This is a genomic window from Perspicuibacillus lycopersici (genome assembly GCF_025660475.1).
Lineage (GTDB): Bacteria > Bacillota > Bacilli > Bacillales > Caldibacillaceae > Perspicuibacillus > Perspicuibacillus lycopersici.
Map to the genome: position 1 here is coordinate 505,382 of NZ_JAOUSF010000001.1, position 14,224 is coordinate 519,605.

Genomic DNA, 14,224 nt, shown 5'->3' on the forward strand with positions numbered 1-14,224 from the left:
GAATACCCCTCCCCTCCTTTATTAAGTAAGTATATGAGGCAGATAAGTGAATTTATTAAATGAAAACAGGATAATTTCAGTAAAATTACTTAAACTGCATGTTTTTTTAAAGGTGTATTATGGTATTTGAAGGGTATATACGGTGTAACATTTACACAAGTCTATTCCTACATGAATCGACTTATTGTTTATACTCTCATTACATTACTTCCATAGCAATTCTTCTCTAGCATTCTCAACATTGTCGATTTCAGCTTCCGTAATCATATCCGAGATTTCTTCACCTTTTAATTCCAATTCGTCCAATCCAGCTGCAGTTATACTTTCATATGGATTATTAAGCTCATCCTCAGCGGAAAATCGAAATTTTTCCTGCATTGTAACATTCACTTTTGGAACGTTCGGCTGTTGAATTAATAACAATGGCTTCGTTTTCGTTGAACGCCAATACTTAATCATTAACCATCCTCCCACAGCAAAATTAATCTTTATATTATATGCAAGTGCCCAGATTGTGTTCATCATTGTGATAATCAATAAAGGCTCTAAACAGAAAAATACCACAGAGACTTTAGCCCCTGTGGTATTGTTTAAATACTATTTACCTTAGATAGAAATAATGTGGAAGCCAGAATCGACATGAATATTTTCTCCTGTAACCCCTCTAGATAAATCACTAAGTAGGAATAACGCAGTATCCCCAACCTCTTCAGCTGTAACCGAGCGACGCAATGGTGCTCTTTCCTCAATTTCGTTTAGTACAGAATTAAAGTCACGAATCCCTTTAGCAGACAATGTACGGATTGGTCCTGCGGAAATGGCATTTACACGAATACCATCTTTCCCTAAATCATTAGCTAAGTATTTTACATTTGCCTCTAATGATGCTTTTGCAACACCCATGACATTGTAATTTCTTACTACTCTCTCTCCACCTAAATAAGTAATGGTAATAATACTTCCACCTTCTGTCATTAGAGGACGTGCTTCACGTGCAACAGCCGTTAATGAATAGGAGCTAACATTATGAGCAAGTAAAAATCCTTCTCTGGAAGTATCCACAAATTCGCCTTCTAAATCTTCCCGATTGGCAAATGCTACACAATGAGCAATTCCATGAATCACACCGACTTTTTCTTTTACTGCATGGAAAAAGCTTTGGATGCTTTCATCATTGGAAACATCACATTGAAGAACAAGCGGTGTTTCTCCTTCTAATCCTTCCGCAAGATCGCGAACATTTTTTTCCATACGATCACGGTTATAGGTGAATATCAATTGTGCACCAGCATTATGTAATGAACGGGCAATCCCCCATCCAATACTTCGTTTATTGGCAATTCCCATAATGACGAATGTTTTTCCCTTTAATGAAAATGTCATAATTAATCCTCCGATTTACTATATGTTATTAGTACCTAGTACTAATTTTACATGAAAGAGTTGGAAATGAAAAGTGTAAATGTTAACTTTCCTGTTGGATACGTATGAAAAAGCCCGAAAAGCACTATTATTCAATCCACATTATTTTTCCTTTTATGAAAAAAAACATGACAGACAGGAACAAAGTTATTTCTTATCTAGCAGCATTTCAACAATAATGGCTGTTTTGCAAAGTTTGTTGCTATTTTTAAAAGACCACAGAATGAATACACTCCGATTCCCTGCGGGAGTCTTCGTGTATTCATTCTGCTCACCTATTCAATTCCATGTCCCTTTTCTCAAGGAATTGACAACCTTTTTAGGAATTATTTTAATCATTAAATTCAAGTTCACGTTTCAACTCGTCTACATATTCTTTTGAACCTGTGACAATTAAACGGTCATTCATTTTTAATTGCGTTTCTCCATGAGGTACGATTGAGTCGAGTCCACGGAAAATCCTTACGAAAATGATATCCCCTGTAAAAGGAAATCTTCGGATAGCTAAGTCTTTATATTTCGGATTTCTCATCCGGATTTCATATAGTGCAGTTTCACGGTTTGTTAATAAGTCGATCATGGATGGAGACTCAATTGCTGCACGTAACAGAACATTTTGCGATAAAAGTACAGAAAATATTTCGATTCCTTGCTCTTGTAATATATTATCGATTTCTGGATTTTCAATTCTAGCAATGACACGCTCTACACCTTTTTCTTTAGCTAATACAGCTATATTAGCATTAATCTCCTCGTCCCCTGTACAAGTAACTACAATATCACGGGTAAATACTCGATTTGCTTCCAACACTTGTTCATCATATGAATCTAATTGGACAATATCAAAAATCGATTCACTTGTTCTAATTTCTTCCTTTTCCTGCTTACGATGGAAAAGAGTTGGAATATATAATTTTGACTTCAAGTCTTTATATACAGACATTGTTAATTGATTTGCACCAATTAATGCTACTGTAAGCTGTTTATCTACCGTTTCATGTTTCGGCATAAACTTCTTGAAAAGGATAGGAGCAATAATACAGGAGATAATTGCCACTAATATTAATGTTCCACTCATTTCAGGGGTTATTAATTCCATTCGTTCCCCAATAGTGGCAGCTGCAATCACTAATGATAGTGTCGACGTTAATAAAACTCCAGATGCAACAACTGTTTTACTATCAAACCATTTTTTTAATACAATAATTGGAATGATTTTTGATATTAATAATCCAATCAATAACAGTGGGATCAATAATAGTAATTTCGGATCACTAAACAATGACCAAATATCTAAATCTACACCAATCATAACAAAAAAGATCGGGATCAAAAATCCGTATCCAAAGGAATCAAGCTGATGAACAAGCTCCTGGCTTGGGGCTAGTAAGGAAACTAGAACACCCGCTAGGAAAGCACCCAATATATTTTCTGCGCCAACCGTTTCCGATAATGCTACTAAAAATATAATTAACGTAAACACCGCTCTTGTGCCGATTTGAACCGTACCCTTTGCCAATGACTCCATTATTTTGCCATTCTTTAATCGTTTACCAGCAAAGTAAATAATAATACCGACACCAAATAACACTAATAATAACCATGTATTACCTCCACCCTCATATAAGGAAACAAAGATAGCTAGCATGATCATTGTTGCTAAATCAGCAATTACTGCTACTAATAAAATGATTTGACCTATCGTAGATTTCATTAAATGCTCTTCTTTTAATGTTGGTACTACTACACCTAATGAAATGGTGGAAATAATGATTGTCATTAAGATTGCATTATCAATAAAACCTGCGATAACGAACAAATAGGACAATCCGAATGAAATGATAAAAATTCCGACAAAAATAATAATGGAAATAAATAATGCATTTGGTCCATTTTTTTGTTCATTGTCTTTTTTTCGCTTCGAAAAGGCAGAAAAATCAATTTCTAAACCGCTTAAAAACATTAAAAATATAAAGCCTAAAGTAGATAATGTTTCTAACCAAGTACCACCATGTACCATATTTAACCCTGATTTCCCGATAATTAATCCAATCAAGATTTCGGCAACTACTACAGGTATGATATTTAGCCTTAGTCTGTGCAATACTATAGGCGTTAAAAAAGCGGCAATAATGACAATTACTAATGAAGTGATGGAATCTCCATGCTCCATATACTCACCCTTTCCCATATTCTTTTGTTTTGTGTTTATATTAAACAAAAAATGATTATTCTCAATATGTAAAACAATGAACACATTTTATAATAGACATTTCCCTACTGTCAAAGAATAAGGTTGCCTTATGTGGATGTGTATTCTTTAAAAACTATTATCATACACCTAATGTAGTTGCAAATAAGCGTTTGCAAGATGCTAAATTATAGTTTACGAAAAAGGAGTTTGACCCATACATGAAAATAGATATTATTGGTGATATCCATGGGTGTTATCAAGAGCTGCGCACCTTGGTTAAGAAGCTTGGTTATATAGAAGACAACGGTAAGCTCAGCCACCCTGAAAATAATAAAAATGCCTTCTTAGGTGATTTAACGGATCGTGGCCCTGATTCACTTTCCGTAATAAATTTTGTCGATTCATTAGTAAAGCAAAAAATAGCCTTTTATACCCCAGGCAACCACTGCAATAAACTTTATCGATTTTTCCTAGGCAATAAAGTCCAAATCTCTCACGGATTAGAAACAACGGTTGCCGAATACGAAAGCTTGATTGCTAAACAAAAACATGAAATAAGAGAAAAATTCATCTCCTTATATGAAGCTGCACCACTTTATTTAGTATTGGATGATGGGAAGCTAATTATTGCACACGCTGGGATAAAGGAAGATCTGATTGGACTTCATAACAAAAAAGTAAAAACCTTTGTTTTATATGGGGATATTTCAGGGGAAAAACATGAAGATGGTTCACCAGTGCGACGAGATTGGGCAAAACATTATAAAGGCAAGGCAACTATCGTTTATGGACATACACCAGTAGAGACGGTTCGGGTAATAAATCATACATACAATATTGATACTGGTGCAGTTTTTGGAGGTAAATTAACAGCCCTTCGATATCCAAGTATGGAAATTATCCAAGTGCCATCCAGTATGCCATTACTTAAAGAGAAATTTAAACAATTTCCTTAAGGCATTATAAATGAAATGGGGCTGTGACAAAACGAAAAAACGTAATTTTCTTGATTGAAAAAATGATATCTTTAATGATAAGAATACAAATTGTTTTCCTTCCCAGGGACGCTTCTGCATGTCCTTGCTCGAGCATCCTCGTTCCTACGGGGTCTCGAGTCACGGGTTCTTCCCGCAGAAGTTGCCCCTTCACTCCAATCAATTTCCAAAAAGTATTCAATTTTTATTATTAGTATAAGAAATTTTTAGAAACATTCAATTATGTCCTATACTCTTTGATTTTATCGAATTAATCGTTCCATATCTTCCGTTAATTCTGCAGTAAATGAAAAAACAGCTTTTGTCATCGGATGCACAAAGGACAACCTTTTGCAATGCAATGCATGTCTCTGTATAAGATCGATTTTCCCACCATATAAATCATCGCCAAGTAAAGGATGACCGATATTGGCCATATGCACCCGGATTTGATGCGTTCTACCAGTTTCTAGTTGGAGCTTAATATGGGTTAACAATGGGTAATTTTCAATAACTTCAAAATGTGTACAAGCATATTGTCCACCCTCTAAAACTGCTCGTTCAATAATACTTCCTGCTTTTCTGCCAATCGGAGCTTTTATCGTTCCTTTAGCCTGTAATAACGGACCTTCGACAAACGCCTCATAGCCCCTTTTAATAGTTCCTTCGCGTTGATTTTTACTAAATAGATGATGAATATGCCGATGCTTTGCTATTAAAACAAGACCAGAAGTATTTCTGTCCAATCTTGTTACTATATGTGGACTAGTATGCAACCCAATGGTTTCATAGTACCCCATGAGGCCATTTGCTAGACTGCCTGTTGGGTGTTCTCTTGAAGGAATGGTGCTCATAAAAGGGGGTTTATTTACCACGAGTAGATAGTCATCCTCATACACAATTGCTAATGACAGATTTTCTGGAACGAGAGAAGGACTTACTTCCTCATCAGGAAAAATAACAGTGATTGTTTCCTCTGCATTTAATACATTTCTTACCGTGACATGGCCGCCATTCACAAGAATGTCTCCACCATTAAATTTAATTTCTGTTAATGCCGCCTTCGAAATGCTTTTTTCCTGTAAAAATTGTTTGACCGTTTTTCCAGCATCCTGTTCCTGGACGGTCCATTCTAAAGTAAACGGTGATGTCATAATCCAAATACTCCTTTATGTAAAAACAAAAAACATTACTCGTCAATAAATGATGCCCTTACGCGGCTCCAAAACGGAAAAGGCTTAAAGCGCGCAAATCGGATTTTTTCATCAGCTACTCGAAATTGAATCGATGCTACATCCTTTTGGAGAAACGTAATATGATCAATCCCGATAGTAAAATCAGGCTGGGTTACGGGCTTTAATCTACATGTATGATGAGCTGGTAAAATCAATGGGGCACCAATCGTACGGAATACACGATTATTAATAGATGCCATTTCTGCAATTTGAATCGATTCTAAACTAGGATGAATGATAGCTCCACCTAATGCCTTATTATATGCAGTGCTTCCCGATGGTGTTGAAATACATAAACCATCGCCTCTGAATCGCTCAAAATGCTCGCCCTTTATTTCCAAATCCATAACGAATGTACCTTCGACACTTTTAACAGTAGCTTCATTTAAAGCTAAATAAGTAGACTCTTTGTTTCCGTGAGTATAGCTTATGTTTACCTCTAATAACGGATATTCCACTATTTGGAAACGAGTTTTTGTTATTGCAATGACTAGCTTTTCCAAATCATCTGGCATCCAATCTGCATAAAATCCTAAATGTCCTGTATGTACGCCAACAAACGCTGTATTTCGTAATCGATGCGAATATCGATGAAAGGCATTTAATAACGTCCCATCTCCTCCAACGGAAATGACAATTTCCGGCTCATTTTCATCCAGTATTAAATCAAAATCCTGTAAGTATATACGGATTTTTTCACTGAGTGTATTCGACTTTTCATCCCCTTTGGATACTACCGTAAACTTCATCCCTATTCCCCTCTATCCTTAGTTATCTTTTTCGCAGAGAAATACGCTTGTGCTTCTCGTATTTCTTCTCGAATTAAGTACATCTCTTCATCAAGTAAAAATGCAGCCTCTGCTGCCCTTTGTAAACGAAATTGAATATCTTCAGGAAATACACCATTGTATTTATAATTTAATGAATGCTCAATTGTCGCCCAAAAGTTCATCGCAAGCGTCCGAATTTGTATTTCTGCTAACACCTTTCGTTCACCATGAATGGTTTGTACAGGATATTCGATAATCATATGATAAGAACGATAGCCACTTGCTTTTTTATGGGAAATATAATCTTTTTCCTCTACTATTTTGAAATCATTGCGCATTCTAAGCAGCCTGACGATCTTACTAATGTCATCGACAAATTGGCACATGATTCTTAGTCCTGCAATATCCTGCATTTCGGTTTCTAAATTTTCTAGTGCGATATTTCTTAATTTCGCTTTATCTATTATACTTGGAATCGGCTTGACACGAGCAGTGACAAATTCAATAGCCGAATGCGTACCCTCTAAATCAAATTGCCGACGAATCCCTTTTAATTTCACTTTCAATTCTTCTACAGCTAATTTATATGGTTCTAAAAATTCTTCCCAATCCAACACAACAATCACCTCAAATAAGGAAAGTGGTAAATAATTTCATATTATTTTCCATTAACCAGTACCTTTTATATTCATCGATTCATAAATATCCATTTTTGTTGTAAACAAATTACCTGTTCAATATTGCCCATTAGCTATGTACAAATTTTCTTCAAAATAGTAATGAATAGCGATATGTAGATTATCTTTCTACATACACATTCTTCACAGAATCTGTTATCATTTTACCATATACTAATGGAGATGAAAGTCAAAATCTAACTTACTAGTTCTTTTTCTCCTTAATTATTATTGGAGGGCTAATCTTGAGTCAACATTTAGAAATTGAATATAAAAATATATTAATGCCAAACGAATTCCTACAAATACAATCATATTTTAACGTATCGGAGCAAGATTTTTTTATGCAAGAAAATGATTATTTTGACACAGCGGATTTTTCTTTAAAGCAGTTAGGCTGTGCATTGCGTGTTCGAAAAAAGAATGGTAGTTATGAATTTACATTAAAGGAACCTCAAGCAATCGGATTACTCGAGACAAATGAAATCATTACCGAAGCAGACTACAATCAATTAAAAAACAATCAATCATTTCCAAGTGGGCGTATTTATGAGCGATTACTCTCGTTAACGATTGACATTCCAGCGGTTATTTATTTTGGTACATTAACCACTCGCCGTGCGGAAACATCTTACAAAAACGGACTTTTAGTATTGGATAAAAGTAGTTATTTAAAAAAAGAGGATTATGAACTAGAATATGAAGTAATCGATCCAAAATTAGGAGAACAGAACTTTCTTGATTTATTGAGTCAATTTAATATCCCGAAAAGAAAAACGGATAATAAAATTGTTCGATTTTACAAAGAAAAACAACGATTATTGAATAATTAATGCAAAAGAGGTTGTTCTAATGAATATCCAACAATTGAAAACATTAATGGAAATAAATGCTTTAAAACAAATACAAAAACCTACTACTAGTAATTCGGCGTATACAACAAATAGCTTTAGTGAATTATTGCAAACAATGCTCCAGCCTGATATGACGAGTAAGTTGTCCAATCAAGTAGGAATCCAGTTGGATGCTTCTGTAAATACAGCGTGGTTAAATACGCTATCCTCTATCCTTGCCAATAGTCAAACGGAATCGAGCATAGGTAGCAACAATACTGTAGAAAGTTCAACAACAACAGAAAATTCCGATATCCAATCCATTATTTCTGAAGCTAGTAATCGATACAATCTTCCAGCTTCCTTAATATCCACGGTCATTAAGCATGAATCGAATTTCAATCCAGAGGCAGTAAGCTATGTAGGTGCTAAAGGATTAATGCAACTTATGCCGACGACTGCCGAATCACTTGGGGTGAAAAATATAGAAGATCCATATGAAAATGTTATGGCAGGGAGTAAATATTTACGGCAAATGCTCGATCGATACGGTAGTATTGAATTAGCATTAGCAGCCTATAATGCTGGACCAGGAAATGTTGACAAATATAATGGAATCCCTCCTTTTGACGAAACACAAAATTATGTAAGAAAAATAATGAGCGATTTAACCGTATAATTTTAGAAAGAAGCTAATCAACATTGTTTTTTAGAAGACAACCGATATTGATTAGCTCTTTTTATCTCCTGTTTTCCATAGATATTTCTATAAAAAAATTTTGCTCATTTACAGATTGCAATTTTAATTATCCCCACAAGCGGATATTGCTATTTTTTTTTGGTAAACTTCCCCTGTAAACGAATTGGAAAAATTTTAGCAGTGCGATTTATTTGAGATATATGCAATCCGTTGATAAAATAAATCCATAGTACGTTAAGGGAGTTATCCGAATGGAAAACAAATATATTTCTCAATACGAAAAAATTGGTGAAAATAAATTACGTCAATTAGTAAATGCTTTTTATCATCGGGTTGGTCAGCATCCTGATTTAGCACCAATTTTCCCAAAGGATTTAACAGAAACAGCACGAAAACAGACTCAATTTTTAACACAATTTTTAGGCGGACCTCCTTTATATACGAGTGAACATGGACATCCAAGGTTAAGAGCTCGTCATCTACCATTTCCTATTACACCAAAGCGTGCAGAAAGCTGGCTCAATTGCATGAGAGAGGCAATGGATGAGGTTGAATTAACAGGAGCTGAGCGAGAGGAATTATATTCAAGACTTGTCATTACTGCCCACCATATGATCAATAGCCCTGATGAATATGAAGAACAAAATGAAAAAGGTGAAGTTCAGTGATAGACAAAAATAAATATAAGGTAAAATTTTCCAAGTTTGCAAATAATGAAAATAAACCTTTAGAACTCTATTTATTTATTGATCCGTTATGCACGGATTGTTGGTCGCTTGAACCAATCATCAAAAAATTACAAATAGAGTTCGGTCATTATTTTACATTGACGTATGTATTAGCAGGAAAGCTTACACGGTTAAACCAGCTTACGACAAAAACGAGAAATTGTAAGTCCACATCAAAATCAACCGATAAAACGATTAGTCGGGAATGTATTGATTGTAATGATATTCTAACAGAAGTAAATTTGTCGTCCCCATTTTTGGCTTCTATTTCAATAAAAGCTGCAGAATTGCAAGGTAGAAGAGCTGGCGTAAGATTTTTAAGAAAGCTGCAAGAATATCTTTTCTTTAAAAATATGAATATTACCGAAGTTCATACATTAATAAACTGTGCAAAAGAAGCTGATTTGGATGTCGAGGAATTCATTAAAGATATCCATTCTGTAAGTACTTCCCATGCATTCCAATGTGATTTGAAAATTACGAATGAGATGGATGTTACAGAAATCCCAACCATTGTTTTTTTTAATAATAATGTCGAAGAAGCTGGAATTAAGGTAGCTGGGGTAAATCCATATGAGATTTATATTGAGATTATGTCTGAAATTCTTGGTAAAAAACCATTAAAGCATCCGTTACCGCCATTATTATCTTTTATCCAACATTATCATTTTTTAACAACGGATGAAATTGCTTTTGTTTATAATTGGTCCCCACTCCAAGTGGAAATGGAAATGAAGAAATTAATGCTTCGCCAGGAAGTGGACAAAATTAAATCAAGCTATGGAACCTTTTGGTGCTTTACTGGAAATAATATGTAAATCATAAAGCAGTCTGTTAACAGGCTGTTTTTCTTTTGGCATTTCTAATAAAAACAAAGAAGGTTCAGTAGATGGGTAGTCCACTGAACCTTCTTATATGTTACGAACAAAGGGGATGGGAGAAATTTTCACGGTCAAACAAAGGGGTATATGTTTGCTTGTGAATAACTTCACACCTAAATAATAACATGATTTTTCATTCTAAGCAAGAGATTATTCAATGTTTCACAATTCCGTAACATGTTTACATAAATTTGGATTGTTTTCCAAACGTTCTACTTTTTTTGTTTATTAGTAGGTACTAACTGTTTTAATATGCATTGTATGATTGACTCGTATTTCTTATAGTATCATATTATCCCTGTTTGTACATAAAATGAAATATACACTTGCTTGATGAAGGATGGTCATACCATGCTATTTATATTATTGCTTTTGTTTATTGTCATCGCCTTTATTATACATATATTTGGGATATTAAATATTTATCCGCTATCGATTACTTCTGGAATTTTGATTCTTTCATTGTTTTTGTTTATTTTCTATTCAAATAATCGAAACCGATTTAAAGGGTTAAAAAAATAAGGCTGATAAAATCAGCCTTATTTTTATTCCATTGACTTAGGATAGTTCAGCCAATAGTTGTTCCATTTCTGTTAATTTTTCTTCAAATACTTTACAAGCATCTTCAATTGGTTTGGAGCTTGTCATGTCTACTCCAGCTTTTTTCAATACTTCAATTGGATAATCGGAGCTACCTGATTTCAAATAACCAATATATCGTTCAACTGCAGGTGCACCCTCTTCTAAAATTTGCTTACTTAACGCAGTAGAAGCACTTAATCCAGTGGCATATTGATAGACATAATAATTGTAATAGAAATGTGGGATACGTGCCCATTCTAGGCCAATTTCTTCGTCCACAACTATATCTTTACCGAAATATTTTTTATTTAAATCATAATAAAGCTTCGTTAATAACTCTGCTGTAAGAGCTTCGCCATTTTGCGCACGAACATGGATATCATGTTCAAATTCAGCAAACATTGTTTGACGGAAAATAGTACCGCGGAATGTTTCTAAATAATGGTTTAACAAGTACAAACGTTTTTTCGGATCCTCTAAAGTGTTTAACAAATAATCATTTAAAATATTTTCATTGCAGGTAGATGCAACCTCTGCCACGAAAATAGAATAATCACCATATGGATACGGCTGATTGTTTCTAGTATAGTAGCTATGCACCGAATGGCCAAATTCATGTGCAAGAGTAAATAAATTATTTACATTATCCTGCCAGTTCATTAAAATATATGGATTTGTTCCATATGATCCTGAAGAATATGCGCCACTACGTTTCCCTTTATTTTCATGAACATCTACCCAGCGATTTTCGAAGCCTGTTTTCAATACGGATAAATATTCCTCACCTAATGGTGCTAAGCCTTTTAATACTAAATCCTTAGCTTCTTCATAGGTAACTTCCATCTTTACATCTTTCACTAGCGGAGTATAAAGATCATACATATGAATTTCGTCCACACCTAACACTTTCTTGCGTAAAGACACATAGCGATGCAATAGGTGTAGATTGTTGTTAATCGTGTTTACAAGATTTTCATACACTTCTTCTGGTATATTATTGTTCGAAAGTGCAGCATGTCTTGCAGATTTATAATTTCTTACTTTCGCATTAAAATTATCTCTTTTCACTTGTCCTACTAAAGTACTTGCAAAAGTATTACGGAATTTACCATATGTATCATATACTGCTTTGAATGCATCTTGACGAACACGACGATCGGAGCTTTCTAAAAACCGTGAATAACGTCCATGGGTAACCTCTACTTCTTCCCCATTTTCATCCTTAATCGATGGAAATTGAAGATCTGCATTATTCAACATTCCAAAAGTATTGCTGGATGCACCCATTACATCGGCTGCTTGTGCTAAAACAGATTCTAATTCTGCAGTTAGTACGTGTGGACGTTGTAAATTAATTTCTTCAATTGCATGTTCATATAGTTTCAACTCTTTATTTTCCTCTAAAAATTGTTTAAGCTTTTCTTCATCAATGGATAACAATTCTGGAACAACAAATGCAAAGCTGCTTGCTGCTGAAGTGTATAAACTGCGAGCACGATCGTTTAAACCTTGATAAAACGAATTCGTTGTATCTTGGTCATAACGCATATGTGCATATGTATAAAGTTTTCCAAGTCGTGATAACACTTCATCCTGATATTGAAGTGCTTCATATAATAGCTCTGCACTCTCTCCTAGCTTTCCTTGATATTGCTCTGCTTTCGGTAGCAATGATTTAATTGCTTCATATTCTTGTTCCCAAGCTTCATCCGTTACAAAAATATCTTCTAATCTCCAAGTATCTTCTACTTTAATTTCACTTCTTGTAGGTAGCTTTTTTACCGTTGTTTCATTAGACATACCTATTCCTCCATTCTTTCATCTGTATAATATATTCCCCAAAATAATAAAAAAATCTATACTGATAGAAAATTTTCATTAGAACGAAAAATATATTGTTATCTTTTAAAATAAACTTATTCTATTCATCCGTCAACAGAAAACTTCTGATTAATACACCTTTATACCGACGAAAAAAATCGTTTCTTAAAGGTTCCCTACATATATTCGGCTTATCTATTAACTTACCTGATTTTCTTACAATGAATGTATCCCCCTCTTTTTTTAAATGTCCGGTTTTCGTGAGAAATTGTAAATAATGGACAAATGGCCTCATATTTTCGTTTCCAATCAGAGTAGCTAATTGCCTCCACACAATATAATTTTTCATCTTATGATAAATATACGCCCGAATACTTGATAAATGAAATTTACTATTTACTGGTTTATCCCATAGAAAGGCTACCCATAGATATGCTTGCCATTCCAGTGGTGGTGTTTTGATGTAATACATTTCCGGTACTGGGACGCCAATCTCTGGGGGTAGCTCTAACGGATGTATTCGATTAACATACAGAAATTGGAGAAATGCATTTTTCCTTGCGTCAGGACTGATAATACAATTTTTTAGCCAGCTTTCGATTGATTGAATCCACGGATGGTAAAAATATTGGGGAAATATGTTATTTCCGATTAGATCTTTAAAAGAATTGGCAAAACGATGTTGTTTTTGAATCGTATAGGCACGATTTGTTGAAATTGGAATAATATTTGTATAGGTGAAAAATAGTCTTCTTTCGGGGTCTAATGTGAGTATGTAGCCTTGTGTAGAATGAAATGTTTGGATGAAATATCCAATAAAATCACTTAAAGCAATTATTTGGTTTTTCACTGTTATTTGCCTTTGATGAATAATCCAAAGTGGCATTATCCCATGCTGCAAATAATTATTTGTCCGTTTTTCTAAATCAATAAGCGGAATCACGGAAGATTGAAATTCCACTGCAACTGGAATGTCGTTTAACCGAACAAAAACGTCTGGACGTTGGGAAATTGATGGTAAATATTGTTCTAATATTGCATCAATTCCTTGTTTATTCAGCCATTGATACAAAAATAGCTTTCCTAATAAATGTGTATAGGATTCGCCTTCTGGTTTAATGGGACAGGAATGTTTATGCGCGAAATGGCTAAGTTTTTTCATGCCAATTTTTAATATTACTTCCTCCTGACATGCTGGACAATAAAATGGCCCCTCCTTTTTCAGCATATTGATCGATTCGGATGATTTACTAATCAAGGAGATAAGTTCTCCTGAATGGTTTTTTGCAATAAACAATGAACTTCATTCCTCCTACTAAGTAATCTCTTTACTCGATATTATAGTGTCGATAAGGATTCGTCAAAATGCAAAAATTTCATTTTCACCCTGTGTTAATAAATAAAAAA

General features: G+C 34.4%; 13 protein-coding genes. 5 read left to right on the plus strand and 8 right to left on the minus strand.

Annotation, left to right across the window (positions count from 1 at the left end; translation table 11 throughout):
- Positions 1 to 204: 204 nt before the first annotated feature.
- The 3 genes from OEV98_RS02455 to OEV98_RS02465 form a co-directional block, all read right to left on the minus strand.
- Positions 205 to 459 carry a hypothetical protein gene (locus OEV98_RS02455; RefSeq protein ID WP_263071571.1) on the minus strand — a complete coding sequence of 85 codons (255 nt, stop codon included), beginning with the start codon at positions 457 to 459 and terminating at the stop codon, positions 205 to 207.
- Between the two features lie 147 nt (positions 460 to 606).
- On the minus strand, positions 607 to 1,383 hold the full coding sequence (gene fabI / locus OEV98_RS02460) for an enoyl-ACP reductase FabI (protein WP_263071572.1): 777 nt from the start codon (positions 1,381 to 1,383) through the stop codon (positions 607 to 609).
- Between the two features lie 370 nt (positions 1,384 to 1,753).
- On the minus strand, positions 1,754 to 3,595 hold the full coding sequence (locus OEV98_RS02465; RefSeq protein WP_263071573.1) for a monovalent cation:proton antiporter family protein: 1,842 nt from the start codon (positions 3,593 to 3,595) through the stop codon (positions 1,754 to 1,756).
- A 239-nt stretch (positions 3,596 to 3,834) separates the two neighbouring features.
- On the opposite strand from OEV98_RS02465, the gene prpE reads away from it, so the two are divergent.
- Positions 3,835 to 4,572, plus strand: coding sequence for a bis(5'-nucleosyl)-tetraphosphatase PrpE (gene prpE, locus OEV98_RS02470; protein ID WP_263071575.1), 738 nt, complete (start codon positions 3,835 to 3,837; stop codon positions 4,570 to 4,572).
- A 281-nt stretch (positions 4,573 to 4,853) separates the two neighbouring features.
- Here the strand turns inward: prpE and OEV98_RS02475 are convergent, their stop codons facing one another.
- Genes OEV98_RS02475 through OEV98_RS02485 form a run of 3 tightly spaced genes read right to left on the minus strand, consistent with a single transcriptional unit; the run spans position 4,854 to position 7,209 of the window.
- Positions 4,854 to 5,744 carry an RluA family pseudouridine synthase gene (locus OEV98_RS02475; protein ID WP_263071576.1) on the minus strand — a complete coding sequence of 297 codons (891 nt, stop codon included), beginning with the start codon at positions 5,742 to 5,744 and terminating at the stop codon, positions 4,854 to 4,856.
- Between the two features lie 35 nt (positions 5,745 to 5,779).
- Positions 5,780 to 6,574, minus strand: a complete 795-nt coding sequence (locus OEV98_RS02480; protein WP_263071577.1) for an NAD kinase — start codon at positions 6,572 to 6,574, stop codon at positions 5,780 to 5,782.
- A gap of 2 nt (positions 6,575 to 6,576) precedes the next feature.
- The gene (locus tag OEV98_RS02485) at positions 6,577 to 7,209 is read right to left on the minus strand and encodes a GTP pyrophosphokinase (protein WP_407676478.1); all 633 of its coding nucleotides are present in this window, start codon (positions 7,207 to 7,209) and stop codon (positions 6,577 to 6,579) included.
- 308 nt (positions 7,210 to 7,517) lie between these two features.
- On the opposite strand from OEV98_RS02485, the gene OEV98_RS02490 reads away from it, so the two are divergent.
- From OEV98_RS02490 to OEV98_RS02505, 4 genes are all read left to right on the plus strand, one after another.
- Positions 7,518 to 8,105: a CYTH domain-containing protein gene (locus tag OEV98_RS02490; protein WP_263071580.1), complete on the plus strand. Its 588-nt coding sequence runs from the start codon at positions 7,518 to 7,520 to the stop codon at positions 8,103 to 8,105.
- A 19-nt stretch (positions 8,106 to 8,124) separates the two neighbouring features.
- Positions 8,125 to 8,784, plus strand: coding sequence for a lytic transglycosylase domain-containing protein (locus OEV98_RS02495; RefSeq protein ID WP_263071581.1), 660 nt, complete (start codon positions 8,125 to 8,127; stop codon positions 8,782 to 8,784).
- Between the two features lie 272 nt (positions 8,785 to 9,056).
- Positions 9,057 to 9,473, plus strand: a complete 417-nt coding sequence (locus tag OEV98_RS02500; RefSeq protein WP_263071583.1) for a globin domain-containing protein — start codon at positions 9,057 to 9,059, stop codon at positions 9,471 to 9,473.
- The gene (locus OEV98_RS02505) at positions 9,470 to 10,351 is read left to right on the plus strand and encodes a ClpXP adapter SpxH family protein (protein ID WP_263071584.1); all 882 of its coding nucleotides are present in this window, start codon (positions 9,470 to 9,472) and stop codon (positions 10,349 to 10,351) included. The genes OEV98_RS02500 and OEV98_RS02505 overlap by 4 nt, the downstream gene beginning before the upstream one ends.
- Positions 10,352 to 10,972: 621 nt before the next feature.
- Here OEV98_RS02505 and pepF read toward each other — a convergent pair.
- Positions 10,973 to 12,796, minus strand: coding sequence for an oligoendopeptidase F (gene pepF / locus OEV98_RS02510; protein ID WP_263071585.1), 1,824 nt, complete (start codon positions 12,794 to 12,796; stop codon positions 10,973 to 10,975).
- A gap of 121 nt (positions 12,797 to 12,917) precedes the next feature.
- Positions 12,918 to 14,114, minus strand: coding sequence for a competence protein CoiA (locus tag OEV98_RS02515; RefSeq protein ID WP_263071587.1), 1,197 nt, complete (start codon positions 14,112 to 14,114; stop codon positions 12,918 to 12,920).
- Positions 14,115 to 14,224: the final 110 nt, after the last annotated feature.

What these genes read in the sequence shown, in the direction of transcription:
- OEV98_RS02480 (WP_263071577.1), bottom strand. Translation starts at nt 6,574, where the DNA reads ATGAAGTTTACGGTAGTATCCAAAGGGGATGAAAAGTCGAATACACTC.
- OEV98_RS02455 (WP_263071571.1), bottom strand. Translation starts at nt 459, where the DNA reads ATGATTAAGTATTGGCGTTCAACGAAAACGAAGCCATTGTTATTAATT.
- fabI (WP_263071572.1), bottom strand. Translation starts at nt 1,383, where the DNA reads ATGACATTTTCATTAAAGGGAAAAACATTCGTCATTATGGGAATTGCC.
- OEV98_RS02500 (WP_263071583.1), top strand. Translation starts at nt 9,057, where the DNA reads ATGGAAAACAAATATATTTCTCAATACGAAAAAATTGGTGAAAATAAA.
- pepF (WP_263071585.1), bottom strand. Translation starts at nt 12,796, where the DNA reads ATGTCTAATGAAACAACGGTAAAAAAGCTACCTACAAGAAGTGAAATT.
- prpE (WP_263071575.1), top strand. Translation starts at nt 3,835, where the DNA reads ATGAAAATAGATATTATTGGTGATATCCATGGGTGTTATCAAGAGCTG.
- OEV98_RS02495 (WP_263071581.1), top strand. Translation starts at nt 8,125, where the DNA reads ATGAATATCCAACAATTGAAAACATTAATGGAAATAAATGCTTTAAAA.
- OEV98_RS02465 (WP_263071573.1), bottom strand. Translation starts at nt 3,595, where the DNA reads ATGGAGCATGGAGATTCCATCACTTCATTAGTAATTGTCATTATTGCC.
- OEV98_RS02475 (WP_263071576.1), bottom strand. Translation starts at nt 5,744, where the DNA reads ATGACATCACCGTTTACTTTAGAATGGACCGTCCAGGAACAGGATGCT.